The sequence below is a fragment of the Streptomyces parvulus genome, assembly GCF_014648855.1.
In the GTDB taxonomy this organism is placed as follows: Bacteria; Actinomycetota; Actinomycetes; order Streptomycetales; family Streptomycetaceae; genus Streptomyces; species Streptomyces parvulus.
Map to the genome: position 1 here is coordinate 355,910 of NZ_BMRX01000008.1, position 26,541 is coordinate 382,450.

The 26,541-nt window shown below is 74.3% G+C and carries 23 protein-coding genes; 12 read left to right on the forward strand and 11 right to left on the reverse strand.

What is annotated here, in order from left to right; all coding sequences use genetic code 11:
• Positions 1 to 1,368, reverse strand: a complete 1,368-nt coding sequence (locus tag IE108_RS17850) for an MFS transporter (RefSeq protein WP_079163551.1) — start codon at positions 1,366 to 1,368, stop codon at positions 1 to 3.
• Between the two features lie 27 nt (positions 1,369 to 1,395).
• Positions 1,396 to 1,833 carry a MarR family winged helix-turn-helix transcriptional regulator gene (locus IE108_RS17855; RefSeq protein WP_064728496.1) on the reverse strand — a complete coding sequence of 146 codons (438 nt, stop codon included), beginning with the start codon at positions 1,831 to 1,833 and terminating at the stop codon, positions 1,396 to 1,398.
• A 156-nt stretch (positions 1,834 to 1,989) separates the two neighbouring features.
• Between IE108_RS17855 and IE108_RS17860 the strand changes: the two genes are divergently transcribed.
• On the forward strand, positions 1,990 to 2,172 hold the full coding sequence (locus IE108_RS17860) for a ribbon-helix-helix protein, CopG family (RefSeq protein ID WP_064728497.1): 183 nt from the start codon (positions 1,990 to 1,992) through the stop codon (positions 2,170 to 2,172).
• A gap of 11 nt (positions 2,173 to 2,183) precedes the next feature.
• Here IE108_RS17860 and IE108_RS17865 read toward each other — a convergent pair whose 3' ends face one another.
• Positions 2,184 to 3,641, reverse strand: a complete 1,458-nt coding sequence (locus IE108_RS17865) for an NCS2 family permease (RefSeq protein WP_064728498.1) — start codon at positions 3,639 to 3,641, stop codon at positions 2,184 to 2,186.
• A gap of 198 nt (positions 3,642 to 3,839) precedes the next feature.
• Here IE108_RS17865 and IE108_RS17870 point away from each other — a divergent pair, with 198 nt between their 5' ends.
• Complete coding sequence (locus tag IE108_RS17870) at positions 3,840 to 4,094, forward strand: DUF2530 domain-containing protein (protein ID WP_064728499.1); 255 nt, start codon at positions 3,840 to 3,842, stop codon at positions 4,092 to 4,094.
• Between the two features lie 99 nt (positions 4,095 to 4,193).
• Positions 4,194 to 6,587, forward strand: a complete 2,394-nt coding sequence (locus IE108_RS17875) for an HAD-IC family P-type ATPase (RefSeq protein ID WP_064728500.1) — start codon at positions 4,194 to 4,196, stop codon at positions 6,585 to 6,587.
• Between the two features lie 76 nt (positions 6,588 to 6,663).
• On the opposite strand, the gene IE108_RS17880 is transcribed toward IE108_RS17875, so the two are convergent.
• Both IE108_RS17880 and IE108_RS17885 read right to left on the reverse strand, forming a co-directional pair.
• Positions 6,664 to 9,813, reverse strand: coding sequence for a sacsin N-terminal ATP-binding-like domain-containing protein (locus tag IE108_RS17880; protein WP_064728501.1), 3,150 nt, complete (start codon positions 9,811 to 9,813; stop codon positions 6,664 to 6,666).
• Between the two features lie 270 nt (positions 9,814 to 10,083).
• Positions 10,084 to 11,007 carry a DUF3027 domain-containing protein gene (locus IE108_RS17885; protein WP_064728502.1) on the reverse strand — a complete coding sequence of 308 codons (924 nt, stop codon included), beginning with the start codon at positions 11,005 to 11,007 and terminating at the stop codon, positions 10,084 to 10,086.
• 344 nt (positions 11,008 to 11,351) lie between these two features.
• Between IE108_RS17885 and IE108_RS17890 the strand changes: the two genes are divergently transcribed.
• From IE108_RS17890 to IE108_RS17905, 4 genes are read left to right on the forward strand one after another with little or no spacing between them, the layout of a single operon-like run.
• On the forward strand, positions 11,352 to 12,743 hold the full coding sequence (locus IE108_RS17890; RefSeq protein WP_064728503.1) for an MFS transporter: 1,392 nt from the start codon (positions 11,352 to 11,354) through the stop codon (positions 12,741 to 12,743).
• Positions 12,744 to 12,801: 58 nt separating this feature from the next.
• A complete protein-coding gene (locus IE108_RS17895) occupies positions 12,802 to 13,314 on the forward strand; it encodes a DUF2771 domain-containing protein (RefSeq protein ID WP_181849146.1) in 513 nt (170 codons plus the stop codon).
• The gene (locus tag IE108_RS17900; protein ID WP_107420442.1) at positions 13,311 to 14,036 is read left to right on the forward strand and encodes a futalosine hydrolase; all 726 of its coding nucleotides are present in this window, start codon (positions 13,311 to 13,313) and stop codon (positions 14,034 to 14,036) included. The genes IE108_RS17895 and IE108_RS17900 overlap by 4 nt, the downstream gene beginning before the upstream one ends.
• A complete protein-coding gene (locus tag IE108_RS17905; RefSeq protein ID WP_064728506.1) occupies positions 14,026 to 14,874 on the forward strand; it encodes a 1,4-dihydroxy-6-naphtoate synthase in 849 nt (282 codons plus the stop codon). Before IE108_RS17900 ends, IE108_RS17905 begins: the two co-directional genes overlap by 11 nt.
• Before the next feature lie 13 nt (positions 14,875 to 14,887).
• Here IE108_RS17905 and IE108_RS35245 read toward each other — a convergent pair whose 3' ends face one another.
• On the reverse strand, positions 14,888 to 15,271 hold the full coding sequence (locus tag IE108_RS35245) for a cold-shock protein (protein ID WP_053132946.1): 384 nt from the start codon (positions 15,269 to 15,271) through the stop codon (positions 14,888 to 14,890).
• 173 nt (positions 15,272 to 15,444) lie between these two features.
• On the opposite strand from IE108_RS35245, the gene IE108_RS17915 reads away from it, so the two are divergent.
• Entirely contained in the window at positions 15,445 to 15,717 is a 273-nt protein-coding gene (locus IE108_RS17915; RefSeq protein WP_064728507.1) for a hypothetical protein, read from the forward strand.
• Here the strand turns inward: IE108_RS17915 and IE108_RS17920 are convergent.
• Complete coding sequence (locus IE108_RS17920; protein WP_064728508.1) at positions 15,672 to 16,328, reverse strand: HAD family hydrolase; 657 nt, start codon at positions 16,326 to 16,328, stop codon at positions 15,672 to 15,674. The genes IE108_RS17915 and IE108_RS17920 overlap by 46 nt on opposite strands.
• A 47-nt stretch (positions 16,329 to 16,375) precedes the next feature.
• Positions 16,376 to 17,392 carry a hypothetical protein gene (locus IE108_RS17925; protein WP_064728509.1) on the reverse strand — a complete coding sequence of 339 codons (1,017 nt, stop codon included), beginning with the start codon at positions 17,390 to 17,392 and terminating at the stop codon, positions 16,376 to 16,378.
• A gap of 138 nt (positions 17,393 to 17,530) precedes the next feature.
• Here IE108_RS17925 and IE108_RS17930 point away from each other — a divergent pair, with 138 nt between their 5' ends.
• The 3 genes from IE108_RS17930 (at position 17,531) to IE108_RS17940 (ending at position 22,430) form a co-directional block, all read left to right on the forward strand.
• On the forward strand, positions 17,531 to 20,074 hold the full coding sequence (locus tag IE108_RS17930; protein WP_064728510.1) for a helicase-associated domain-containing protein: 2,544 nt from the start codon (positions 17,531 to 17,533) through the stop codon (positions 20,072 to 20,074).
• 412 nt (positions 20,075 to 20,486) lie between these two features.
• Positions 20,487 to 20,702, forward strand: coding sequence for a hypothetical protein (locus IE108_RS17935; protein WP_064728511.1), 216 nt, complete (start codon positions 20,487 to 20,489; stop codon positions 20,700 to 20,702).
• 81 nt (positions 20,703 to 20,783) lie between these two features.
• On the forward strand, positions 20,784 to 22,430 hold the full coding sequence (locus IE108_RS17940) for a DNA repair helicase XPB (RefSeq protein ID WP_064728512.1): 1,647 nt from the start codon (positions 20,784 to 20,786) through the stop codon (positions 22,428 to 22,430).
• 13 nt (positions 22,431 to 22,443) lie between these two features.
• On the opposite strand, the gene IE108_RS17945 is transcribed toward IE108_RS17940, so the two are convergent.
• A complete protein-coding gene (locus IE108_RS17945) occupies positions 22,444 to 22,629 on the reverse strand; it encodes a hypothetical protein (RefSeq protein ID WP_163016220.1) in 186 nt (61 codons plus the stop codon).
• Positions 22,630 to 22,903: 274 nt separating this feature from the next.
• On the opposite strand from IE108_RS17945, the gene IE108_RS17950 reads away from it, so the two are divergent.
• Complete coding sequence (locus IE108_RS17950) at positions 22,904 to 24,970, forward strand: HelD family protein (RefSeq protein WP_064728514.1); 2,067 nt, start codon at positions 22,904 to 22,906, stop codon at positions 24,968 to 24,970.
• Between the two features lie 96 nt (positions 24,971 to 25,066).
• Here IE108_RS17950 and IE108_RS17955 read toward each other — a convergent pair whose 3' ends face one another.
• Together IE108_RS17955 and IE108_RS17960 are read right to left on the reverse strand one after the other, a co-directional pair.
• Positions 25,067 to 25,756, reverse strand: coding sequence for a copper homeostasis protein CutC (locus tag IE108_RS17955; RefSeq protein WP_064728515.1), 690 nt, complete (start codon positions 25,754 to 25,756; stop codon positions 25,067 to 25,069).
• Between the two features lie 75 nt (positions 25,757 to 25,831).
• Complete coding sequence (locus IE108_RS17960) at positions 25,832 to 26,515, reverse strand: maleylpyruvate isomerase family mycothiol-dependent enzyme (RefSeq protein WP_064728516.1); 684 nt, start codon at positions 26,513 to 26,515, stop codon at positions 25,832 to 25,834.
• Positions 26,516 to 26,541 lie beyond the last annotated feature (26 nt).

A 26,541-nucleotide genomic window follows, 5' to 3' on the forward strand; every position in this document is an offset into this window, starting at 1 on the left:
TCACGCCGCCGGTGCCAGCGCCTCCCGCCGCTCTCGCGGGACGAACCGCACCTGCGGGTGCCCCCGGTGCCAGCCGACCGAGAGGCGGAGGTTGCCGACGCGGGCCAGGACCAGGCCGATGACGATCGCGGCGGTGGCGGCCACCGCGCCGCCCGCGGCGAAGCCGACCCGGGCGCCGTAGGTGTCGGTGACCCAGCCGACGATCGGGGCGCCGACCGGGGAGCCGCCCAGGAAGACCATCATGTACAGGGCCATGACGCGGCCCCGCATGGCCGGGTCGGTGGACATCTGGATGCTGGTGTTGGCGGTGACGTTGACCGTCATGCTGAAGACGCCGATCGGAACCATGAGCAGGGCGAACAGCCACAGCCCCGGTGCCGTCGCCGCCACGATCTCCAGCGCGCCGAAGGCCACCGCCGCCGCGATCAGGACCCGCAGCCGGGCCGTGCCGCGCCGGGCGGCGAGCAGGGCGCCGGCCAGGGAGCCGACGGCCATGAGGGTGTTGAAGAGGCTGTACGCCCCGGCCCCCGCGTCGAAGACGTCGTCGGCGAAGGCGGACAGGAAGACCGGGAAGTTGAAGCCGAAGGTGCCGATGAACCCGACCAGGGTGATGGTCCAGATCAGCTCGGGTCGCCCGGCGACGTAGTGCAGGCCCTCGCGCAGCTGCCCCTTGCCGCGCGGCGCGCGCTGGACGGCGTGCAGGTCGCGGGCGCGCATCAGCAGCAGGCAGCTCAGCGGCGCGACGAAGGAGAGGCCGTTGGCGAGGAACGCCCAGCCGGTGCCCACCCCGGTGATCATGAGGCCGGCGACGGCGGGGCCGACCAGCCGGGCGGACTGGAAGTTGGCCGAGTTCAGGCTGACCGCGTTCTGGAGCTGGTCCCGGCCGACCAGCTCGGAGACGAAGGACTGCCGCGCCGGGTTGTCGACCACGGTCGCCAGGCCCATCGCGAAGGCGGCGACGTAGACGTGCCAGACCTGGACGTGGCCGGTCAGGGTGAGGACGGCGAGGAACAGCGCGGTGAGGGCCATCGCGGACTGGGTGACCAGCAGCGTGGGGCGCTTGCGCAGGCGGTCGACGAGGACGCCGCCGTAGAGGCCGAAGAGGAGCATCGGCAGGAACTGGAGGGCCGTCGTGATGCCGACGGCCGCCGAGGAGCCGGTGAGGCTGAGCACCAGCCAGTCCTGGGCGATGCGCTGCATCCAGGTGCCGATGTTGGAGACGACCTGGCCCGTGAAGAACAGGCGGTAGTTCCTGACCTTCAGGGAGGCGAACATCGAGGTCCGGGACGTGCGGGGGGTGTCGTGGGCGGTCGGGTCGTCGTGGCCGTCAGGTGCGGGGGCGGAAGCTGCTCCGGATCCCGTACTCAAAAGGGTTCGCCTCCTCGCGAGAACTGCTTACTTGTGGGCGAGCTTCTCCAGCACGGGGGCGGCGGCGCGCAGTTTCGCCCACTCGTCCTCGTCGAGTCCCTCGACCAGCGTGGCCAGGAACGCGTTCCGCTTGCGGCGGCTCTCGTCGAGCATCACCACGGCCTGCTCGGTCTGCGTGACGACCTTCTGCCGCCGGTCCTCGGGATGCGGCTCGAGCCGGACCAGCCCCTTCGCCTCCAGCAGCGCCACGATGCGGGTCATCGAGGGCGGCTGGACGTGTTCCTTGCGGGCCAGTTCGCCCGGGGTCGCGCTGCCGCAGAGGGAGAGGGTGCCGAGCACCGACATCTCGGTCGGGCTGAGCGACTCGTCGACCCGCTGGTGCTTGAGGCGACGGGACAACCGCATCACGGCGGAGCGCAGGGAGTTCACGGCGGCGGCGTCGTCGCCATGCTTGAGGTCCGGCATGTTCCTTAGCCTAACTCATTAGTCTCGCGAAATACCACCGCACATGCGCCCGCGTGCCCGTGACGCACGCCACCGAAACCCGCGGTTCACCCGTACGAGTGAGTCGTTTCCGGAAATCGGAGCATCACCCGGCCGGCGGGGGCGACCCTCGTCCGCATGGGGACCAGCGTGCTCAGCCTGCGGATGGACGGGGAGCTGCTCGAACGGCTCCGGCACCATGCGGCGAAAAGGGGAATGAGCGTCCAGGACTATGTCGTCCGGACGCTCATTCGGGATGACTTCGACGAGCGGTTCCAGTCCGCCGTGGAGGAGACGGAACGGTTCTACGGGGTCACCTGAACCCCGGACGGTCAGGTCAGACCGAGGGCCGGCATCAGGTAGTAGAAGGCGAAGACCGCCGACACCACGTACATCGTGACCGGGACCTCCCGGCCCCGACCGGCCGCCAGGCGCAGCACCGAGAAGGTGATGAAGCCCATGCCGATGCCGTTGGTGATCGAGTACGTGAACGGCATCATCAGCATCGTCACGAAGGCCGGGATCGCGATGGTGAAGTCGGACCAGTCGATCTCCCGGACCGAGCCGGCCAGGATCAGGAAGCCGACCGCGACCAGCGCCGGGGTGGCCGCCTGGGACGGGACCATCGTGGCGACCGGGGTGAGGAACAGCGCCAGGGCGAAGAGCCCGCCGGTGACGATGTTCGCGAAGCCGGTGCGGGCGCCCTCGCCCACGCCGGCCGTGGACTCCACGAAGCAGGTGGTGGCCGAGGCGGAGCTGGCACCGCCCGCGGCGACGGCGACGCCGTCCACGAAGAGGACCTTGTTGATGCCCGGCATCTGGCCCTCGCCGTCGGTCAGCTTGGCCTCGTCGCTGACGCCCATGATCGTGCCCATGGCGTCGAAGAAGCACGAGAGCAGCACGGTGAAGACGAACAGCACGCCGGTCAGGACGCCGACCTTCTCGAACCCGCCGAACAGGCTGACCTGGCCGACCAGCCCGAAGTCGGGCGTGGCGACGGGGTTGCCCGGCCACTCCGGGGTGGTCAGACCCCAGGAGGGGATGTCGGCGATCGCGTTGATGACCACCGCGACCACGGTCATCACGACGATCGAGATCAGGATGGCGCCGGGGGTCTTGCGGACGATCAGCGCGAGCGTCAGCAGCACGCCGAGGACGAAGACCAGTACCGGCCAGCCCTCCAGGTGGCCGCCGGTGCCCAGCTGGAGCGGGACGGTGGTCTGCGCGGCGTCCGGCATCCGGGTCACGAAGCCGGAGTCGACGAGACCGATCAGCATGATGAACAGGCCGATACCGATGGCGATGGCCTTGCGCAGTCCGTAGGGGACGGCGCTCATCACCCGCTCGCGCAGGCCGGTGGCGACCAGCACCATGACGACGAAGCCCGCCAGCACCACCATGCCCATGGCGTCCGGCCAGGACATCCGCGGGGCGAGCTGGAGCGCGACGACGGAGTTCACGCCGAGACCGGCGGCCAGCGCGATCGGGACGTTGCCGATGACGCCCATCAGCAGCGTGGTGAACGCGGCCGTGAGCGCGGTGGCGGTGACCAGCTGGCCGTTGTCGAGCTGGTTGCCGTACATGTCCTTCGCGCTGCCGAGGATGATCGGGTTCAGCACGATGATGTAGGCCATCGCGAAGAAGGTGGCGAAGCCGCCGCGGATCTCACGGGGCAGCGTGCTGCCGCGCTCGGAGATCCTGAAGTAGCGGTCGAGGCCGTTCTGCGGGGGCAGCCGGTCCTCGGGCGACTCGGGGGACGGGGGGACCTTGGCGGAGGCCGAGGTGGGCATGCGGAGACCTCATCACCGGCGGCGGGTTCCCCCACGGCCCGGCCGGTGTTTCTGCGTTTGGGGTTTTCTACGAAAGAAAGTGGTCAGAGACAAACGGGTTCAGTATGAACGTATGAGCCCGGCAGCGCTATCTCCGCGCGTAGACCCCCAAACCGCCGTGCCGACAACCCGTTCGCGCCCTCCTCGTAAGCTGTACGCATGACGAAGTGGACACCCAGGCACGAGGCGCCGGAGCCCCTGGAGGGCCCCGTGGTTCCGACGATCATCGGCGGCACCGTCCTGTGGTTCGTCCTCTTCCTTGCGCAGCTCCCCTTCTACGGCTGGTTCGACGACCGCGGCCACGCCTGGTGGGTCTGGACCTGCCTGGCCGGCGCCGGCCTCGGCCTGATCGGCATCTGGTACGTCCGGGGCCGCGAGGCCGCGCTCCGGCGCGCGGCGCTCGACGCCGAGTAGTACCAGGGCATCACGGGCCGGACCGGCCCGTCCTCCCCTGGTCGGATCTTTGCCGCTTTCGGCGGGTGAAGCCCCAAAACCGCACGTACCGTCGAGCGCATGACGCATCTCGACGCCGGTGACCGGCTCGACCCCGCGCACCCGGGGCACGCCCGCACGCCGGCGACCGGGCTGACGGCGGCCGAGGTCGCCGAGCGCACCGGCCGCGGCCAGGTCAACGACGTACCGGTGCGCAGCAGCCGCTCGGTGGCCGACATCGTGCGCGCCAACGTCTTCACCCGGTTCAACGCGATCATCGGCGTGCTCTGGGTGATCATGCTGGTGGTCGCGCCCATCCAGGACAGCCTGTTCGGCTTCGTGATCCTCGCCAACACCGGCATCGGCATCGTCCAGGAGTGGCGGGCCAAGAAGACCCTCGACTCGCTCGCCCTGATCGGCGAGGTCCGCCCGACGGTGCGCCGGGACGGGACGGCCACCGAGATCAGCACCTCGGAGATCGTGCTGGACGACGTCATCGAGACCGGGCCCGGCGACAAGGTCGTCGTCGACGGCGTGGTCGTCGAGGCGGACGGTCTGGAGATCGACGAGTCGCTGCTGACCGGCGAGGCCGACCCGGTCGTCAAGCGCCCCGGCGACCCGGTGATGTCCGGCAGCTTCGTGGTCGCGGGCGGCGGCGCCTTCCAGGCGACCAAGGTGGGCCGGGAGGCGTACGCCGCGCAGCTCGCCGAGGAGGCCAGCCGCTTCACCCTGGTCCAGTCCGAGCTGCGCTCCGGGATCTCCACGATCCTCAAGTACGTCACGTGGATGATGGTCCCGACCGCCCTCGGCCTGATCCTCAGCCAGCTGCTCGCCAAGGACAACGAGCTGGACGACTCCATCGCGCGCACCGTCGGCGGCATCGTGCCGATGGTCCCCGAGGGCCTGGTCCTGCTCACCTCGGTCGCCTTCGCGATCGGCGTCGTCCGGCTGGGCCGCAAGCAGTGCCTCGTCCAGGAACTGCCCGCCATCGAGGGCCTGGCGCGCGTCGACACCGTCTGCCTGGACAAGACCGGCACCCTCACCGAGGGCGGCATGGACGTCACCGGCCTGCGCGTCCTCGACGGCGCCGACGAGGCGTACGTCCGCACGGTCCTCGGCGCCCTGGGCGCGGCCGACCCGCGCCCCAACGCCTCGCTCCTGGCCGTCATCGAGGCCTTCCCGGCGAGCGGCGAGTGGCGGCGCACCGACGCCCTGCCCTTCTCCTCCGCCCGCAAGTACGGCGGCGCCGCGTTCAGCGGGCCCGACGGCGCCTCGGGCACCTGGCTGCTCGGGGCGCCCGACGTGCTGCTGGCCGAGGACGACCCCGCCCTCGCCGAGACCGGGCGCCTCAACGAACAGGGCCTGCGCGTCCTGCTGCTCGCCCGCGCCGACCGCCCCCTGACCGACCCCGGGGTCGCCCGGGACGTCACGCCCACCGCCCTGGTCGTCCTGGAGCAGCGGCTGCGCCCGGACGCCGCCGACACGCTGCGCTACTTCGCCGAACAGGACGTCAGCGCCAAGGTCATCTCCGGTGACAACGCGGTGTCCGTGGGCGCGGTCGCCGCCAAGGTCGGCCTGTCCGGCGCGACCGTCGACGCCCGCCGGCTGCCGACCGGCCCGGAGGAGATGGCCGGGGCGCTGGACGAGGGCACGGTCTTCGGCCGCGTCACCCCGCAGCAGAAGCGGGACATGGTCGGCGCCCTCCAGTCGCACGGCCACACCGTCGCGATGACCGGCGACGGCGTCAACGACGTCCTCGCGCTCAAGGACGCCGACATCGGCGTGGCGATGGGCTCCGGCTCGGAGGCGACCCGGGCGGTCGCGCAGATCGTGCTGCTCGACAACAGCTTCGCCACGCTGCCGTCGGTGGTGGCCGAGGGCCGCCGGGTCATCGGCAACATCACCCGGGTCGCGACCCTGTTCCTGGTCAAGACGGTCTACTCGGTGCTGCTGGCGATCCTGGTGGTCTGCTCCCAGGTCGAGTACCCGTTCCTGCCCCGGCACCTGACCCTGCTCTCCACCCTCACCATCGGCGTCCCCGCCTTCTTCCTCGCCCTGGCCCCCAACAAGGAACGGGCCAGGCCCCACTTCGTCCGCCGGGTGATGCGGTATGCGATCCCGGGCGGGGTGGTGGCGGGCGCGGCGACCTTCGCGACGTACCTGATCGCCCGCCACCACTACAGCGGCCCGAACGCCCTGGACGCGGAGACCAGCGCGGCGACGCTGACCCTGTTCCTGATCTCGATGTGGGTCCTGGCGATCATCGCCCGCCCCTACACGTGGTGGCGCGTCCTGCTGGTCGCGACGATGGGCGCGGCCTTCCTGGTGGTCCTGGCGGTCCCGTGGCTCCAGGACTTCTTCGCCTTGAAGCTGGTGGGGGTCACCATGCCGTGGGCCGCCGTGGGGGTCGCGGTCGTGGCCGCGGCCTCGCTGGAATTCCTGTGGCGATGGGTGGACCACCGCTTCCCGGCCTGAGGGTGATGCCGCAAGGGGCGCGGGGAACTGCGCGACCAGCCACGACGGCGCCGCGCCCACCCACGAGCCGGACCCGTCAGTCGAACCAGCGGTCCCTTGCCAGCTCCTCCGTGCGGGACTCGTCCTCCAGGAGGGCCGCGACCTCGAACCGTCGCGGCCACTGGCGCGCCGCCCAGGCCAGGCCCGCGGCGACCCCCTCCAGGGTCGCCGCGTGCAGCGTCCCGTCGTCCGTCAGCCGCCAGTCGATGTCCACGCCGTCGACGACCAGTTCCTCGTGTTCCACGTACGACGCCGGGGTGCGCGCGCCGAGCAGCACCCGCACCGGCTCCGGCACGTCGTGCTCGGTGCCCTCGGAGTCCACGTGCCCGGTGACGGACTCGCTCAGCCGCCGCACCTGGAACAGCTCGGCCAGCTCGGCGGCCCGGGACGGCCGCACCGGCAGCAGCGGAACCCCGGAGGTGAAGGGCAGCAGGTCGGGCGAGTCGACGACCACGGCGTCCGCGGCGTCCACCACCCGCACCTCGCCGTCGACCACGGCCCGCACCTCGTCCGGCAGGGTCACCTGCTCGGGGTCGAGGTCGGCCAGCGCGCCGTACAGGGCGTGCAGTTGGGCGGCCGCGACGGGGCGGTCGGGGTCGGCGAGGCGGTCCAGGAGTTCGGCCGCGCCGCCCGGCTCGGCGAGGAGCGCGGCGACCGAGGTGCGCACGCCCAGCGCCCGCAGGACCTGCTCGTCCTCGAAGCCGGTCGCGTCGGCCTCGTCGTACAGGCCCCGCAGCAGCGGGTCGGAGCCCGCCGCGCGCAGACCGGCGGGGCGGCGCCCGCCGAGGACGGGGTGCCCGCGCAGCCACCACGCGGTGTACGGCCGTACGACCTCGTGGGTGCCGTCGGGCAGCAGCACGCGGACCGGCTGGACCAGCGCGTCGCGCAGCGGCGGCCGGGACAGCAGGGCCAGGGCCTCGGGCCAGTGGTCGTCGTCCACCAGGTCCAGGTCGCGCACGGCGACGATCTCGGTGGCGACCGGCGGGACGGGGCTCTCCGGGAAGCGGTCCAGGACGTCCTCGCTCCACACGTCCACGGCGTCCAGCAGCCCCGCGTCGTCGGGTTCGGCGAAGTCCCCCTCACGGGGCTCCAGTTCGTCGGGGTCGAGGACGACGTCGGTGGCGCGGACCAGGGCGAAGGTGACCAGTACGCCGCAGGCGGCCAGCGGGTCCGGGCCCCACCTCTCGGCCAGCTCCGCGTCCACGGCGGCGACCTCGTCCTCGCGCATGATCCGCGCGAACGGGCCGCCGGGGAAGACCAGTTCGCCCGCCGGGGAGAGTTCACCGTCCTCGTCGGGCAGGGCGAGCGCGCCCAGCCAGGGCTCGTCCCCGGCGTCCAGCCCGGCGTCGCGGACCAGACCGAGGACGGTGTCCGCCAGCTCCTCGGCGTCGAGGGCGTCCTCCTCCCAGTTCGCGCCGCCGTCGTCGTCCAGCGACGCCGCGACGGCCGCCCGGACCTGCGGCGTGGTGAGCACGGCACGCGGGGTGGCGGGGAGGGCGCCCAGCTTCTCCAGGAGCGGATGGGCGGCGTCCGGGTGGGCGATCTTCAGGCCGAGGCGGGTCAGCACCTCCGGATCGAGGGATTCGGCCTCGGGGGACGGCAGCAGCACCTGCCGGGGCCCGATGGTGGTGCGCCCCGCCCCCGCCCCGGGGCCCCGGGTGCCCTCCCCGGCCAGCGGCACGGGCAGCCCCGAGAGCCGGTCGGGGTCGACGCCGGCGAGGCTGTCGTAGAGCCGGAACCACCAGCCGGGGTCCTTCTCCAGCCCGGCCAGCCGGTCGATCGCGTCGGTCAGCGGCACCCGGGCGACGCCGAGCGTGCGCAGCTCCACGCGGCGTTCGAGCCCGGCGGGCAGCAGGGTCGGCAGCACCTCGGCGAGGACCCGCACCGTGTCGGCGCCGGCCCCCTCCACCACCTCGGCGTCGCGCGGGCGCAGGGCGTCGGGCAGGTCGGGATCGTCGCCCGGGTCCGCGGCGGGCGGCAGGAAGGCGGTGCGCGGCAGCCGTTCGAGGATCGCCCGGCGCAGCGTGCCGTCCAGCTCCCCCTTGCCGAGCGGGCCGGGCACCAGGTCGATGAGGCCGGCCGCGACCGGGCGCCAGTCGGCGAGGAGTCCGGCGTAGGCGTCGGCGGCCCGTTCGGTCAGGAAGTCGGTCAGCGGGCCGGGCGCGGCGTGCCGGCGGGTGGTGTCCAGCGGGTAGGTCGCGATGAGCAGCGCGGGCACGCCGAGCGGTTCGTCGCTGGGCGTGGGCGCGTGCACCACGGGGCTGGTGCGGGGCCGGGCGGGGGCGCCGTCGGCGTCCACGGGCACCGCCCACGTCACCGACCAGTGCGGGCGCAGCCGCTCCTCGACCGGCCGGTCGGCGAGCAGGTCGGGGGTGAGGGGGCCGTGCGCGGCGGTGGTGCGCCAGCGGGTCGTGCCCTCGACGGTGTCCTCGACGACGGTGAGGCCGTCCTCGGTGCGGCGGGTCAGCGTACGGACGTCGTCCCCGACCTCGACCACGACCTCCGCCAGCCCCGGCAGGGCGAGCAGCAGGGCGTCGTCCACGGCGTTCAGCAGCCGTTCGGCGAGGTCGGCGGCGGCCGGGTCGCGCAGCGGGAGGATGACGGCCGTGTCGTAGGGGCCGGGGGCGCTGCCCTCGGCGGGGAACGGCAGCCGCAGCAGCGGGACGTGCCCGTCGCGGCGCCGGATCTCGTCGCCCAGCCCCGCGCTGTGCCCGGCGCTGTCGGCGGCGAGGTCACGGGCCTCGGCCAGGGACCAGCGGACCCCGCCCTGCCGGCCCACCACGGCCGGCTCGTCGGTGACGGCCAGGACGGCGGCGAAGCCGACCCCGAACCGGCCGACGGCGCCGTCCCCGGCGTCGCGCTTGGCGGAGGCGCGCAGCGTGGACAGCGACTCGACGCCGGTCGCGTCCAGCGGGGCGCCGGTGTTGGCGGCGACGAGGACGTCGTCGCGCAGGGTGAGCCGGAGCCGGCCCGGTACGCCGGACCGCGCGGCGGCGTCCGCGGCGTTCTGCGCCAGCTCGACGACCAGCCGGTCGCGGTAGCCGCCGAGGACGAGGTCCTCCTCCGCGTTGGCGTCCTCGCGGAACCGGGCCGGGCTCGTCGCCCAGGCGTCCAGCACCCCGCGCCGCAGCCGGGCCGTACCGAACGGGTCCGCACCCTCGGCGGCGGGCCGTACGAACATGCTCACGGTGACTCTCCTCATCGACGGATGACGAAGGTACCGCGAGGAGGTCGTGCCACCGGTCCCAGGATTCCTCCGGCCCGGGCGTCTCTCTCCAGCGGGCGGCTCTCTCCAGCCCGGGCGGCACTCTCCAGCCCGTCCGGCGTTTGAGGACGAGGCCGTCAGGCCGACAGGGGGGCCCGGGGGCGCAGCCCCCGGGACGCGAGCCACGACGCACCCGCACCTGCGGACGCACCAGCACCCGCACCCGCATCGCCCCCGCCCAACCAAGGGACGCTACGAGTGCCCCAGATCCGCCGCCTCGTCCTCCGCCACGGACACGGACCCCGAGTCGGAGTCCGGCCGCAGCGGGAAGGGGTCCACCCGCGTCTCGTCGATCACCGGCGGAGCCACCCGCGGCGGCTTCGGCATGACCGCCGCCTCGGAGTGCCCGCCGCACCCGTAGGCCAGCGACACCACGTGCCCGTCCGCCGGGGAGAACTCGTTGGCGCACACCCCGAAGGCCTGCCCGAGCGAGCCTCCGATGCGGGCCAGGAAGCCGCAGCTGACGCAGGCCGCGGGGGCCGCCTGGGCCATCGCGGTCTTCGGGCCGAACCCGTCCTCCCAGCGGTCGGCGGCCACGTGCAGCCCGTACCGGGACAGGACCCGGGTGCGGCGCAGGCCCAGCTCCTCGGCGACCGCCGAGATGGTGCCGCGGGCGGGCACCATGGACAGCTCGGCGGGCGGCCCGGCGGTCACCTCCGCGTCCTCGGCCTCGACCAGGTCGGCCATCTCGTGGGAGACGGCGGAGTTCGGCGGCGGCTCGTCCTCGCCGCTCCAGCCGGGCTCCAGACGCAGATCCTCCGCGTCGGTCGGCAGCAGGTCGCCGGGGCCCATGTCGCCGGGGCGCAGCCGCTCGCTCCACGGCACCCACTCGGGCGCCAGCAGCGCGTCGGGGCCGGGCAGCAGCACCGCCTCGTCGACCGTGACGACCTTGGCGCGGGAGGCGCGGGCCACGGTGACGGCCCAGCGCCAGCCGCGGTAGCCCATCTCCTTGCAGGCGAAGTAGTGGGTGACGACCCGGTCGCCCTCCGACACCAGGCCCTCGTGCTCGCCGACGACGCCGGGGGCGGCTGCCTCCTCGGCTGCGGCGCGTGCGAGGTCGAGTGCCTCGGCGCACAGGCGGTCAGGGGTGCGGCTTCGCGTTGTCGCTGCGCTCACAGGTATCGCTTCTCTCCATACGCCGTCTCACGAGTGCGCCGCTGCCTGCGAGGGGCGGACGGAGCGGACCTGTGGACCGCGTCGACGTCCGCGCCCGATCGCGCTCGGGCACACCTACGTCATCCATTCTGCGGGATGGCCGTAAGGCGCGCGGCCGAGAACGTTCGCCACGGCGCGCTAGGCACGCTACCTGCTCATGTGCGCTGGGCCTACACCGACGGGAGTTTCGGCGGGGTAAGGTCCGCTCTTCCCACCCCGTGCCGGCGTCCGCGTCACCCGACTCGATCACCGCCATCCGTGCCGTCGGGGCGCTATAGCGCCCGCTCTCGGGGCACTATGACGGGGTGGCAGCCGCACGGACGGAGTTCAAGGGCGGGAGCCGGAGGCGTGGACCCGGCTCGCGGTTCCGTGCGCTCGGCCGCGCCCTGCGCCTGCCGGTGACCGGGACGGCGCGCGGCATCCGCAAGGCGACGCACGCGCACGGCGCCGGCGAGTCGGGCCTCGGCAAGCTGATCGAGCTGCACGGGGTGAACGGCGCCGGGGACGTCATGATCACCGTCGCCCTCGCCTCCACCGTCTTCTTCTCCGTCCCCACCGACGAGGCCCGCGGCCGGGTCGCGCTCTACCTGGCCATCACCATGGCGCCCTTCACCCTCCTCGCCCCGGTGATCGGCCCGCTCCTGGACCGCGTGCCGCACGGGCGCCGCGCCGCGATGGCCTGCGCGATGGCCGCGCGGGCGCTGCTCGCGCTGGTGCTGTCCGGGGCGGTCATCACCGGCAGCATCGAGATGTACCCGGCCGCGCTCGGCGTGCTGGTCGCCTCGAAGGCGTACGGCGTGGTCAGAAGCGCGGTGGTGCCGCGGCTGCTGCCGCCCCGCTTCTCCCTGGTCAAGGCGAACTCCCGGGTCACGCTCTGCGGCCTGCTCGCCACCGGGGTCGCCGCGCCGATCGCGGCCGGGCTCCAGCAGGTGGGGCCGCGCTGGCCGCTCTACGGCGCCTTCGTGATCTTCGTGGCGGGCACCGTGCTGTCCTTCACGCTGCCGCACACCGTGGACTCGGCGCGCGGCGAGGCCCGGGCGCTGCTCGCCGCCGACGAGGACCACCTGCACGGCCCGCTGCGGGGCCGGGGCAAGCGGCCGGGGCTGCGCACGGTCGGGCCGGCGGTGACGCACGCGCTGCTCGCCAACGCCGGCATCCGCTGCCTGACCGGCTTCCTGATCTTCTTCCTGGCCTTCCTGCTGCGGGTGCACCCGCTGTCCGGGCAGAGCGCGGCGGTGTCCCTGGGGATCGTGGGGGTCGCGGCCGGCGCGGGCAACGCGCTGGGCACGGCGGTCGGGGCGTGGCTGCGGTCCCGGGCGCCGGAGATCATCATCGTGACGGTGGTCGCGATCGTGCTGGGCGCCGCCGTCACGGCCGCGGTGTTCTTCAGCGCCGTCCTGGTGGCGTGTCTGGCGGCGGTGGCGGGCTTCGCCCAGGCGCTGGCCAAGCTGTCCCTGGACGCGCTGATCCAGCGGGACGTGCCGGAACTGGTGCGCACCTCCGCGTTCGCCCGCTCGGAGACGCTGCTCCAGGTCTCCTGGGTGCTCGGCGGCGCGGTCGGCATCGTGCTGCCCCTCAACGGCACGCTGGGCCTGTCCGTGGGGGCCGCGATCATCGCCACCGGGTGGCTGACGACCGTACGGGGGCTGGTCGACTCGGCGCGGCACGGCGGGCCCGCCCGGCCGAGGGTGGCGTGACCACGCCACGCCGTACCCAGGTGGGGGGCGGGGCGTGGGCGCCAGATAGCCTTCGCCCATGACCACGTTGCTCCGCGGCACTGCCGCCCTCGGACACGGCGCTGTGCGGCGCCGCCGCGCCGTCGCCGCCGCCGGCGCGGTATCCGCCGGACTGCTCCTGCTGTCCGCCTGTGACAAGCCCACGCCCATGGCCACGGTCACGGTCGGCAGTGACTCGGTCAGCTCCGAGGCCGCGTGCGGCGGGCACGGCGACACCCTGGAGAACGCCGAGATCCAGAAGTGCCTCCAGGACGACGACGTCAAGTCCATCAGCGTCAACGCCGACGACACGGTCCGCTTCGGCGTCGACCCGGACGTCGCCGACGAGCGCTGGACGATCCTGATGAACGGTCAGCAGCTCACCGACGACACGGACAACACCTACCGGACGGTCCCGGGCAGCGTGTTCTTCAACGCCCAGTACGGCGCCCAGGGCGACTCCACGCTCGTCACCATCAAGGCCGGCGACGGCAAGGACGACAGCGAGGCGGCCACCGGTCTGTGGTCCTTCAAGCTGAAGAAGGACGACTGACCACGTCCCCCACGCGCGTTCTCGTAGCCACCGCGGTCCCCGCCGAACGGGACGCGGTGGCACGGGCGTTCCCGGCGCCGGCCGCCGAGACGGCCCTCCCCGGCGCGGCCCTGCTCCGCGTCCCGGACGGCGGCCCGGACCTCCTGGCCGCCGGGGTCGGCCCCGCCCTCGCCGCCGCCTCCACCGCCGCCGCGCTGACCGCCGCGGCCCTGGCGGGCGTCCCCTACGGCCTGGTCGTCTCGGCCGGCATCGGCGGCGGCTTCCCGCCCCACGCGCCGGTCGGCTCGCTCGTCGTCGCCGACGCGATCACCGCCGCCGACCTGGGCGCGGAGACCGCCGACGGCTTCCTGCCGGTCACCGACCTCGGCTTCGGCACCGTCACCCACCGTCCGCCGCCCGCCCTGGTGCGCGCCGCCGCCACCGCGACCGGCGCCCGTCCCGGCACCGTCCTGACCGGCTCCACCGTCACCGGCACCGCCGAACGCGCCGCGCTGCTGCGCGCCCGCCACCCGGACGCGCTGGCCGAGGCCATGGAGGGCTTCGGCGTCGCCGAGGCCGCCGCCGCGCAGGGCGTGCCGGTCCTGGAACTGCGCGCCGTCTCCAACCCGGTCGGCCCCCGCGACCGCGCCGCCTGGCGCATCGGCGAGGCCCTCGCGGCGCTGACGGACGCGTTCGGGAAGCTCGCACCCGTCCTCAGGAGTTGGAACCCACATGAGCGCTGAGACCCTCCGGATCGCCTACTCGCCCTGCCCCAACGACACCTTCGTCTTCGACGCCCTCGCCCACGGCCGCGTGCCCGGCGCCCCGGCGCTCGACGTGACCTTCGCGGACATCGACATCACCAACGGCATGGCCGAACGCGGCGAGCTGGACGTGCTGAAGGTGTCGTACGCCGTGCTGCCCTACGTCCTCGACGAGTACGCCCTGCTGCCCTGCGGCGGCGCGCTGGGCCGCGGGTGCGGGCCGCTGGTGCTGACCCGGGAGGCGGACGCGGACCTGCGCGGCCGCACGGTGGCGGTGCCGAGCGAGACGTCGACGGCGTACCTGCTCTTCCGCCTGTGGGCGGCGGACACCGTGCCCGGAGGGGTGGGCGAGATCGTGGTGATGCCGTTCCACGAGATCATGCCGGCCGTGCGGGACGGGAAGGTCGACGCGGGACTCGTGATCCACGAGGCGCGCTTCACGTACCAGAACTACGGGCTGCACAAGCTCGCCGACATGGGCGAGCACTGGGAGCTGACCACCGGCCTGCCCATCCCGCTCGGCGCGATCATCGCCCGGCGGTCGCTGGGCGCCGAGACCCTGACCCGGCTGGCCGACGCGGTCCGCGCCTCGGTCCGCGCGGCCTGGGACGATCCGGAGGCCTCCCGGCCCTACGTCATGGAGCACGCCCAGGAGATGGACCCGGCCGTCGCCGACCAGCACATCGGGCTGTACGTCAACGAGTTCACGGCCGACCTCGGCGAGGCCGGCCACGCGGCGATCCGGGGCCTGCTGACGCGCGCGGCGGCCGAGGGGCTGGTACCGGCCCTCGGCCCGGACGCGCTGGCGTTCCCCTGACGGGCGGGCGGGATCAGACGTCGAGCTGGTCGGCGACGGCGCGCAGCAGGCCTGCGATCTTCTTGCCGGCGGTCTTCTCCGGGTAGCGGCCGCGCTCCAGCATCGGGGTGATGTTCTCCAGGAGGGTCGTCAGGTCCTGGACGATCGAGGCCAGCTCGTCGGGCTTCTTGCGCTGCGCCGCCGCGACCGACGGGGCCGGGTCCAGCAGGGTCAGGGACAGGGCCTGGTCACCGCGCTGGCCGGCGACGACGCCGAACTCCACGCGCTGGCCGGGCTTCAGCGCCTCGACTCCGGCGGGAAGGACCGAGGAGTGCACGAAGACGTCACCGCCGTCGTCGCGGGAGAGAAAGCCGAAGCCCTTCTCGCTGTTGAACCACTTGACCTTGCCGGTAGGCACGTCTGTCCTCGTCCTCGTGCTCGTCGGGAAAATGCTCGGAAATCTGCTCGGAAACGGCTCTGGATAGCACTTGGGCGGGTCGTCCTGACCCGCCGCCACCAAGGCTAATGGTCTTCGGGCGGCTGACAAGACGTCCCTGGGTTGTTCCCAGGGCTGGGAACTACCCTGGTCGAGTGCGTGAACAAACCCAATCGAATTCCGCCGCGCCCGGTGACCGACTGATCCGCGCCGGTGCGATCGTCTTCTTCGTCGGCGCCGTGGCCACTCTGGTCACGGTGGCCCCGCTGCTGCTGGGGACGACGCCGTTCCCCACCTACATGTTCGGCCTGAGCATGCTCATGGGCGTGGGCTTCCTCGTCGCCGGGGCGGGGGTGTTCCGGTCGATCGCGGCCGGGCGCCGTCAGGCCCGCGCGGCGGCCACTCCGTCGGCCTCGCCGTCCTCGTAGCCGGCGAGCCAGTCCGGGAACTCCGCCAGGCCGGCCAGGACCACGTCCGCGCCGGCCGCGCGCAGTTCCCCGGCGTCGCACGGACCGCTGGCCACCGCCACCGAGAGCGCGCCCGCCGCCCGGGCCCCGCGGACGTCGCCGACGTGGTCGCCGACGTAGACGCGCGCGCCGTGCTCGCGCAGCGCGACGGCCTTCTGCTCGGCCCACAGGTCGCCGACCACGGCGTCCGGCTCGATGCCCAGGTGTGCCAGGTGCAGTTTGGCGTTGGGCTCGAACTTGGCGGTGACGACGAGCGCCCGGCCACCGGCCCCGCGCACCGCGGCGACGGCCTCCCGGGCGCCGGGCATCGCGAGGGTCGGCCCGATCGCGTACGACGGGTACATCTCGCGGTACAGGTCGGCGACGGCGGGGATCTCCTCGGCCGGGAACCAGTGGGCCAGCTCCTCCGCGAGCGGCGGGCCGAGCCGCGTCACGGCCAGGTCGGCGTCGACGTACGTCCCGGTCCGCTCGCTCAGCGCGACGTAGCAGGCGTGGATGCCGGGCCGCGAGTCGATCAGCGTCATGTCGAGATCGAACCCGACGGTGGGAGCGGTACGGGTACGGAAGGCCATGCCCCCCATTGTGCAGGCGCCGCCCCGCGTCTCGGGGCGGCCCCCTCTCAGCCCCGCGGGCGGCGGGAGCGCCAGAGCAGGTACAGGGCCGTGGCGACGGCCGCGCCGCGCAGGACCCAGGGCCAGGTCTCGGCGACCGCGTCGTTCATGTGGCCCTCGGCGACCGGGTCGCCCCAGCGGCCCTCCGTACGGCCCCACAGCCAGACCACCCCGGCGGCGGCGACCGTGCCGGGCAGGCCGAGGACCGCCCACTTCGACTGGGCCGGGGTGAGACGGCGCGAGAGGTAGGCGATCAGCCAGCCCAGGCCCAGGGCGACGAGGTTGCCGAGGACCGCGCCGAGGACCAGCAGTCCGGCGGCGAGCAGCAGCAGGGGGTTGTTCCAGCCGCCCTCGGGCCACGGGCGGGGCAGCCGGCGCAGGCGGCGCACCCGGCCCTCCGGGACGGGCTCCACGACCGCCTCCACGGCGGGTTTCACCGCGGCGGCGTCCTTCTTCCCGGCCTGCCGGGCTCTCTCGTCCTTCTCGGTCTGCTCCTCCGCCCTGGGCGGGGGCTTGAGCAGCTCCGGGATCTCCACCCCGCCGACGAACCCGGGCACGCTGTCGCCCACACCGGCGAACGGGCCGTTCTCCACCCGCCACCAGTCCGGCCGGGGTCCGGCGTCGCCGCCCAGCTCCTGGGCGCTCGCGAGGTGCGGCGGCGCGGCGGCCGGCGGTTCGGGCGCGGGTTCGGGCGCCGACCGTCGCAGGCCCTTGCGCCGCTCCCGCCCGCGCGGCTCGGCGTCCCGCTGCTCGGGCACGGCCGTCGGCGGCGGCACCGGCGCCCGGCGGACCCCGCTCGCGCCGCCCGCCGCGTCGACCAGGTCGTCGGGGCTGCCGAGCCGGTCCAGGATGCGCCGGACGGCTGCGGGACTGTCCACGGTGGTCCGGGCCCGGTGCCGGTCGATCTCGTTGCGCAGCTCGGAGACGAGCCGCATCCGCGCGGCCGACGGCAGCTGGCGCTGCTGCGCCACGTCGCCGACGCGGCTCAGATACTCGTAGACGACCTGGTCGCTCTCGATCCCCACGGACCCCTCCGGGGCGGTGTGTTGTGACAGCCCGTCGGACGAAGGTACCGAATCCTGCCGTGGGCGGCGGACACCCCCGCGCACGTCACCGGCGCACGCGACCCCCCGACGTCACCCCCACCCGCTAACGTGGGCCGGATGAGCACCGAGGAGAAGTCCGCGGCACCCCGGTCCCTCGCGGAGGCGCTGCGGGTGCGGGACGACGTGTCGCTGGCCGCCCTCCTGCGCAGCCGTCCCGACCTCATCACCCCCGTGCCGACGGACCTCACGCAGCTCGCGACCCGGGCGGGCACGCGGGCCTCGGTCGTGCGGGCGCTGGAGCGGCTGGACCGGTTCGCGCTCCAGACGGCGGAGGCGCTGGCCGTGGCGCCGGACCCCGCGACGTACGCCGAGCTGCTGCGGCTGATGGGCGGTGACGACGAGGACCCGGCGGTCCGCGCGGCGCTGCCCCGGGCCGTCGCCCTGCTGCGCGAGCAGGCGCTGGTGTGGGGCGCCGACGACCGGCTGCGGCTGGTGCGCACCGCCCGTGAGCTGCTGGCGCCCTCCCCGCAGCACCCGTCCCCGACGGGGCTCGGCCCGACCGTGCGGGAGGCGACGGCGGGGATGTCGCCGGGGCGGATCCAGGAGATCCTGGCCGCGGCCGGCCTCCCCTCGACCCACGACTCGGTGTCCGCGGTGACCGCGCTCGGCGGCCTGTTCGAGGACCGGCGGCGGATGGCGGAGCTGCTCGCGGGGCTGTCCGAGGAGTCGCGGGAGGTGCTGGCCCGGCTGGTGTGGGGGCCGCCGTACGGGCAGGTCACCCATGACCCGGCGGCCCATCTGCGCGCGCTCCTCGACCGCGGCCTCCTGCTGCCGACCGCGCCCGGCACGGTCGTGCTGCCCCGCGAGGTCGCCCTGCACCTGCGGGCCGGCCGGGCGCACCGGGCGCCGGAGCCGGTGCCACCGGCGGTGGAGGCCGCCGCCACCCACCGTCCACAGGTTGTGGACGCCACCGCGGCGGGGCAGGCGCTGGCGGCGCTGGGGACGGTGGCGGAGCTGCTGAAGGAGTGGGACGAGGGCGGCCCGGCGGTGCTGCGGGCCGGCGGGCTGAGCGTGCGCGACCTCAAGCGCACGGCCGTCGTCCTGGACCTGCCCGAGCCGGTCGCCGCGTTCTGGCTCGAACTGGCCTACGCCGCCGGGCTGATCGCCTCCGACGGCGAGGCGGACGAGCGGTACGCGCCGACCCCGGCGTACGACGAGTGGCGGGAGCTGCCGCCGGCCGAGCGCTGGGCGGGCCTGGTGCGGACGTGGCTGACGGCGACCAGGACGCCGGGCGTGGTCGGGGGGCGGGACGCGAAGGACCGGACGCTGTCGGCGCTGGGCCCGAACCTGGACCGTTCGGCGGCGCCGGAGGTGCGGCACCGGGTGCTGGCCCTGCTGGCGGGGCTGCCCGAGGGGGCCTCGCCCACGGAGGAGTCGGTGCTGGCCCGGCTGCGCTGGGAGCGTCCGCTGCGCGGCCCCGAGCGGGAGCGGCGGGAGGAGGACCTGCGGTCCCGTCTCGCCCGGTGGACGCTGTCCGAGGCCGAGCTGCTCGGCGTCACCGGCCGCGGCGCGCTGTCGGCGCCGGGCCGGGCGCTGATCGGGGCGCCCGAGCCGTCGCACCCGGCGCCGGCGCCGGAGGGCCCCGGCGACAAGCTCCCCGTCCACCACCGCACGCCGGCGCCGCCCGCTCCCCCGGCCCCCGGCGAGCGGGCCGCCGCCGAGGCGGCCGCGGCCCGGCTGCTGGCGCCGCTGCTGCCGGAGCCGCTGGACCACGTGCTGCTCCAGGCCGACCTGACGGCGGTGGCGCCGGGGCTGCTGGAGCGTGAGCTGGCCGACGTGCTCGGAGTGCTCGCGGACGTGGAGTCCAAGGGCGGGGCGACCGTCTACCGGTTCACGCCGGGTTCGGTGCGCCGGGCGCTGGACGCCGGTCAGGCCGCCGCCGACCTGCACGCCTTCCTGGCCCGGCACTCCCGCACGCCGGTGCCGCAGCCGCTGACGTACCTGATCGACGACGTGGCCCGGCGGCACGGGCGGCTGCGGGTGGGGGCGGCCTCGGCGTACGTGCGCTGCGACGACGACGCGACGCTGGACGAGATCCTCGCCGACCGGCGGGGCGCGGGTCTGGGCCTGCGCCGCCTCGCGCCGACCGTGCTGGCCGCGCAGGCGGATCCGGCGGCGCTCCTGGAGGGGCTGCGGGCGATGGGTTTCGCGCCGGCCGCCGAGTCCGCGGCGGGCGACGTCGTGATCGCGCGGGCCGACGCCCACCGCACGCCGCCGCGCGCGGCGCCGGAGCCGGTCCCGGACGGTCCGCCGGCGCCGGACGACACGCTGCTCGCGGCCGCGATCCGGGCCGTCCGGGCGGGCGACCTGGCCTCGACGGCGCCGCGCAAGCCGGGCGCCGGGGGCGGCGCCCCGGGCGGCGAACTGCCCCGCACGGGCGCCGCCGAGACGCTGGCGACCATGCAGGCGGCCGTGCTGACCGGCGAGGCGCTGTGGATCGGCTACGTGAACGCGGAGGGCGCCGCCAGCCAGCGCGTGATCGCCCCGATCCGGGTGGAGGGCGGCTTCGTGACGGCGTACGACCACACGGCCGACGAGGTGCGCACCTATCCGCTGCACCGCGTCACGGGCGTGGCGGAACTGGCCGACGACGTGACGTGACACGCCCTCGTCCGGGTGTACGGGCGGGTTCATGCACGCCACGCCGGGTGATTCGCACCTGAGAGGGAGCTTTTTTCATAAACCGCATCGAGCTTTCGGCCCTCGGGCAGCCACCCGGTGTCCTGAACCGGAACCGAAAGGAAGAACCCGATGCGTACTGCCGTTCGTCGAGTCGCCACCGTCCTGACCTCCACCGCGACGCTCCTCGCGGCGTTCGCCGCCGAGGCCGCCGCGATCGGCATCGACCTCGGTGGAGGCGTCACCCTCTGACCGCCGGCTGATCCGTCACGTCCCCTTCCGGCGGGCCGGGCTCCCAGTCCCCCTGGGCCCGGCCCGCTCCGGATCACCCTCCCCCTCTTCTCCGCTCCCCCCTCTCCCCCCTCCCCCTCTCCCTCGCCCCGGAAGGCTCCTGATGCGTCCCAAGACCGCCGAACCCCTCCGCTCCACCGCCCGTTCCGCCGTCGCCGTCTCCGTGGCCGCCCTGATCACCGGCGCGGCCCTGTTCGGCGCGCTGGCCCCGAAGGCCGCCGCGCTGCCGCTCCCGCTGCCGGTCGCCGGGGTGGAGCCGCTGGTCACGGAGGGCGTCACCATCGAGGGCCCGCTGATCAACAACATCGGTCTCAAGTAGCCCGGCGGCGCGATCAGGCACACTGGACGTTTGGCCGATCCGTCCAGTCGCCGTCGGCCTGTGCGCGAAAGGGTGCCGCCCGTGAATGGTCCGCTGATCGTCCAGTCCGACAAGACCCTGCTCCTGGAGGTCGACCACGAGCGGGCCGGTGACTGCCGCCGGGCCATCGCGCCCTTCGCCGAGCTGGAGCGGGCGCCCGAGCACATCCACACCTACCGGGTGACGCCGCTGGGCCTGTGGAACGCGCGGGCGGCCGGCCACGACGCCGAGCAGGTCGTGGACGCCCTCGTCGAGTACAGCCGCTACCCCGTGCCGCACGCGCTGCTCGTGGACATCGCCGAGACGATGGACCGCTACGGCCGCCTCACCCTCTCCAAGCACCCGGCGCACGGCCTCGTCCTGACGACCACCGACCGCCCCGTGCTGGAGGAGGTCCTGAAGTCGAAGCGGATCGCGCCGCTGGTCGGCGCCCGCATCGACGCCGACACGGTCGCCGTGCACCCCTCCGAGCGCGGGCAGATCAAGCAGACGCTGCTCAAGCTGGGCTGGCCGGCCGAGGACCTCGCCGGGTACGTCGACGGCGAGGCGCACCCGATCGACCTGGCGGAGGACGGCTGGGCGCTGCGCCCGTACCAGAAGCAGGCCGTGGAGAACTTCTGGCACGGCGGCAGCGGTGTCGTCGTCCTTCCCTGCGGCGCGGGCAAGACGCTGGTCGGGGCGGGGGCGATGGCGCAGGCCAGGTCGACGACGCTGATCCTGGTCACCAACACCGTCTCCGCCCGGCAGTGGAAGCACGAGCTGGTGAAGCGCACGTCGCTGACCGAGGACGAGATCGGCGAGTACAGCGGCACGCGCAAGGAGATCCGGCCGGTCACCATCGCCACGTACCAGGTGCTGACGACCCGGCGGAAGGGCGTCTACCCGCACCTGGAGCTGTTCGACTCCCGGGACTGGGGGCTGATCGTCTACGACGAGGTGCACCTGCTGCCGGCGCCGGTCTTCAAGTTCACCGCCGACCTCCAGGCCCGGCGGCGGCTCGGCCTGACCGCGACGCTGGTGCGGGAGGACGGCCGGGAGTCGGACGTCTTCTCGCTGATCGGCCCGAAGCGGTTCGACGCCCCGTGGAAGGAGATCGAGGCGCAGGGCTACATCGCGCCCGCCGACTGCGTGGAGGTCCGGGTCAACCTCACCGACGCCGAGCGGCTGGCGTACGCCACCGCCGAGGCGGAGGAGAAGTACCGCTTCTGCGCGACGACCGACACCAAGCGCAAGGTGACGGAGGCGATCGTGCGGCGCTTCGCCGGGCAGCAGATCCTCGTCATCGGCCAGTACATCGACCAGCTCGACGAGCTGGGCGAGCACCTGGGCGCGCCGGTGATCAAGGGCGAGACGTCCAACGCGCAGCGGGAGAAGCTCTTCGAGTCCTTCCGGCAGGGCGAGATCAGCGTCCTGGTCGTCTCCAAGGTCGCGAACTTCTCGATCGACCTGCCGGAGGCGACGGTCGCGATCCAGGTGTCGGGCACCTTCGGTTCCCGGCAGGAGGAGGCGCAGCGGCTCGGCCGGGTGCTGCGGCCGAAGGCCGACGGGCACCAGGCGCACTTCTACTCGGTCGTCGCCCGCGACACCCTCGACCAGGACTTCGCGGCCCACCGCCAGCGCTTCCTGGCGGAGCAGGGCTACGCGTACCGGATCATGGACGCGGACGAGGTGCTCGGCGAAGGGGTCTGACCGGTCCGGGGCGTCAGCGGCGGCGGACGCCGGCCTCCTCCCCGTACTCGCCGAGGATCACGACGTCGAAGGCGGCGCCCGCGAACACCCGCACGGCGCGCACGGCGTCGCCGAGCCGGTGCCGGTGGCTGCCGGCCACGGGCGTGGCACCGGACGCACGGACCGGTGCCGGGGCGGGGTACATGGTTGCTGCGCTCATGTCTCCATGGTGCGACCGCGCGGCCCCGACCGGCATCGGTCTCGGGACCGAACCCGCGCGTCCCCCGGGTACACCTCCCGGGGGACGGCTGCCCCTCAGGTCGGAGGGCCCGTCCCCTAGGGGGCGGAAAAAGAGTTGGCCCGTCTGCCGCCCCCTCCCCTAAAATCTCCGCTCTTGCCCGCCTCCCTCACGGAGTGCCGTCGTCCGGACGGAAACCGGTCGGCTTTTCGCGCGTCCGCGCCCACCGCACCGCAGGTCACCCGGAGGCACCGCCTTGTCCACGCCCGTCCACGACGACCCCCTCTCCCGCGAGCGCGCCCACCTGGCCGCCTCGCGCTCCGCCCTGCGCGCCATGCGCGAGGACGTGCAGGCCCTCGACATCTCCGACGTGACCGCGAACTGGGTCAACGCCGCGGTCCTGGAACGCCAGATCGAGGACCGCATCAAGGCGCTGGCCGACCTCAGCGAGACCCCGCTGTTCTTCGGCCGGCTCGACTACCTGCACGCTCCCGGCGCCGAGCGGGCGGAGGGCGCGGAGGGCGAGCGCTTCTACGTCGGGCGCCGGCACGTGCACGACGCGGACGGCGACCCGATGGTGATCGACTGGCGGGCGCCGGTCTCGCAGCCGTTCTACCGGGCGTCGAAGAAGGACCCGCAGGACGTCTCGCTGCGCCGGCGCTTCGGCTACACGGGCGGGGACCTCACGGCGTACGAGGACGAGCACCTGTCCGATCCGGGCGAGGCGGCGCGCACCAGCAGGCTGCTCCAGCGGGAGATCGAGCGGCCGCGCGTGGGGCCGATGCGGGACATCGTCGCGACGATCCAGCCCGAGCAGGACGAGATCGTCCGCGCCGGGCTGTCCGGCTCGGTCTGCGTGCAGGGCGGCCCCGGCACCGGCAAGACCGCCGTCGGCCTGCACCGGGTCGCCTATCTGCTGTACGCGCACCGCGAGCGGCTGGCCCGCACCGGGACGCTGGTCATCGGGCCGAACCGGTCCTTCCTGCACTACATCGAGCAGGTGCTCCCGGCCCTCGGCGAGCTGACGGTCCGCCAGGCCACCGTGGAGGACCTGGTCGGCCACGTCGAGGTGCGCGGCGCGGACGAGGCGGCGACGGCGGTGGTCAAGGGCGACGCGCGGATGGCCGAGGTGCTGCGCCGGGCGCTGTACTCGCACGTGTCGGCGCCCGCCGAGGGCGTCGTCGTGGTGCGCGGCTCGCGGCGCTGGCGGGTGCCGGTGTACGAGCTGGAGGAGATCGTCCGCGAGCTGCTGGCGCGCGACATCCGCTACGGCGCCGCCCGCGAGGCGCTGCCGCGGCGCATCGCGCACGCCGTGCTGGTGCAGATGGAGCGGGCGGGCGAGGCGCCGGACGACCGGGTGCAGGACGCGGTGGCGCGCAATACGGCGGTGAAGGCCGCGGTGAAGGAGATCTGGCCGCCGGTCGACCCGGCCAAGCTGGTCCTGCGGCTTCTGACGGACGCGGACTTCCTCGCCGAGCACGCCGACGGCGTCCTCACCGAGGAGGAGCGCAAGGCGGTGCTGTGGGCGAAGCCGGCCCGCTCGGTGAAGTCCGCCAGGTGGTCGCCCGCGGACGCCGTGCTGATCGACGAGGCGACCGACCTGGTGGAGCGCACCCACTCGCTCGGGCACGTGGTCCTCGACGAGGCGCAGGACCTCTCCCCGATGCAGTACCGCGCGGTGGGCCGGCGCTGCACCACCGGCTCGGCGACCGTCCTCGGCGACCTGGCGCAGGGCACCACTCCGTGGGCGACGCGGAGCTGGGCGGAGGCGCTCGGGCACCTGGGCAAGGGCGAGGCGGTGGTGGAGGAGCTGACGGCCGGGTTCCGCGTGCCGACGGACGTCATCGCGTACGCCTCCCGGCTGCTGCCGCACATCGCGCCGGGCCTGACGCCGGTGGCGTCGATCCGCGAGAACCCCGGCTTCTTCGAGGTCCGCGGGACGCCCGGGAAGGGGACGCCGGGCGAGGGGACGGCCGCGGCGCTGGCGGCCTGCGGCGAGCTGCTGGCGCGCGAGGGCTCCGTCGGCCTGATCGCGGCGGACGCGCGGGTGCCGGAGCTGGCGGCGGCGCTCGGCGCGGCCGGGATCGGGTACGTCGGGCCGGGCGAGGAGACCACGCACGACACGCGGCTGACCCTGGTGCCGGCCTCGCTGGCCAAGGGCCTGGAGTACGACTACGTGGTGCTGGAGGAGCCGCGGGCCGTGGTGGACGGCGAGCCGGACGAGCGGACGGGGCTGCGACGGCTGTACGTGGCGCTGACCCGTGCGGTGTCGGGCCTGATCGTGACCCACACCGCGGAGTTGCCGCCGCAGCTGGCCTCCTAGGGCCTGTCGTTTGGATCATGCCGGCGTCGCGGGTGGGCCGGGAGGGACCGTCCTTCTCAGCCGGCATGATCCAAACGACAGGCCCTAGCCGCGGGATCAGTCCCCCAGCACCCCGCGCCACTCCCGGACCGCCTCCGCCGACACCGGCCCCTCCCACCCGGAGGGCCGGGCCGCGCCCCCGATGTGGAACGCGTCGATGCCCGCCGCCAGCAGGCCCGGCACGTGCTCCAGGCGCAGGCCGCCGCCGACGAGGAGCTGCTGCTCATACCCCGGCTCGCCGCGCCGCCGGGCCTCGGCGAGGAGTACGGTCATGCCCTCGTCGACGCCGCCCGCGGCGCCGGCCGTCAGGTAGGTGTCGAGGCCGGGGAAGTCGCCGAGCTGCTTGCGCAGCGCGTCCCGGTTCGCGGCGCGGTCGATCGCGCGGTGGAAGGTCCAGCGGCACCCGTGCAGCGCTCCGGCGATCCGCTCCACGGCGTGGAGGTCGACCTCCCCGTCCGGGTCGAGGAACCCGAGCACGAACTCCGTGGCCCCGGCCTCCCGCAGCCGTCCGGCGAGCCGGGTCAGCCGGTCGACGTCCCCGGCGGCGAACCCGTCCGCGAGCCGCAGCATCACCCGCAGGTCGATGTCGACGGCGGCGCGGATCGCGGCGACGGTCCCGGCCGACGGGGTGAGTCCGTCGGCCGCCATGTCGGTGACCAGTTCGAGGCGATCCGCGCCTCCGGCCTGGGCGGCGACCGCGTCCTCGACGTCGAGGGCGATCACCTCCAGGACTGCACGCTTGCTCATGGGACCCCATTCGTCGGCCTGCTACAGGTCTAGTCCAATCCAAGACTACGCCCAGACACAGGCCGGGGCTCCCCCTCAGCCGCCGAAGAGGTTCAGTTCGGCCGCCTCCACACCCGCCAGCTCGTACCCGGCCCCGTCGCCCGGCGCCCGGCCCGCGTACAGCCGGACGAGGGTGGCGGCGTCGCCGATGAACCGGCCCGGGGGCCGCTCGCCGCTCACCTCGCCGAGTTTCAGGGGCTCGTCCACGTCGTCGAGGTCGGCGTGGAGCGGCACGTGGCCGCGCTCGCGGGTGAGCGTGCCGAGCAGCGCGAGCACGGCGGGCAGCGCGGGCCCGCCGTAGGCGCCGGGCTCGCCGAGTGCGGTGCGCACGTCGCCGGCGTGCACCCACTCCCCGAGCGCGATGCCGTCCAGGGCGCCGCCCGCGCGGGCGATCACCGGACCGGCCTCGGTCATGCCGCGCTCCAGCTCGTCCACGACGCGGGCGTGCGACCAGTCCGCGCGCTCGGCGATGTCGCGGTCGTTGGACTCGGGGGAGAAGACGCCGTCCTCCAAGCGGTTCTCCACGACCCGGATCAGCGCGCCGGAGCTGTGGGCGAGCAGGTCGCGCACGGTCCAGCCCGGACACGCGGGCACGGGCAGCGCGAAGTCCGCGTCCGTCCGCGCCCGCAGCAGGGGCACCAGCGCGTCCCGCTCGATGGTCAGCAGCCGGCCGGGCAGTTCGGGGTCGCGTACGTCGTTCACGTCGGCAGGAGTCGTCATGGACCCCACGTTAGGGCCGGGCGGCG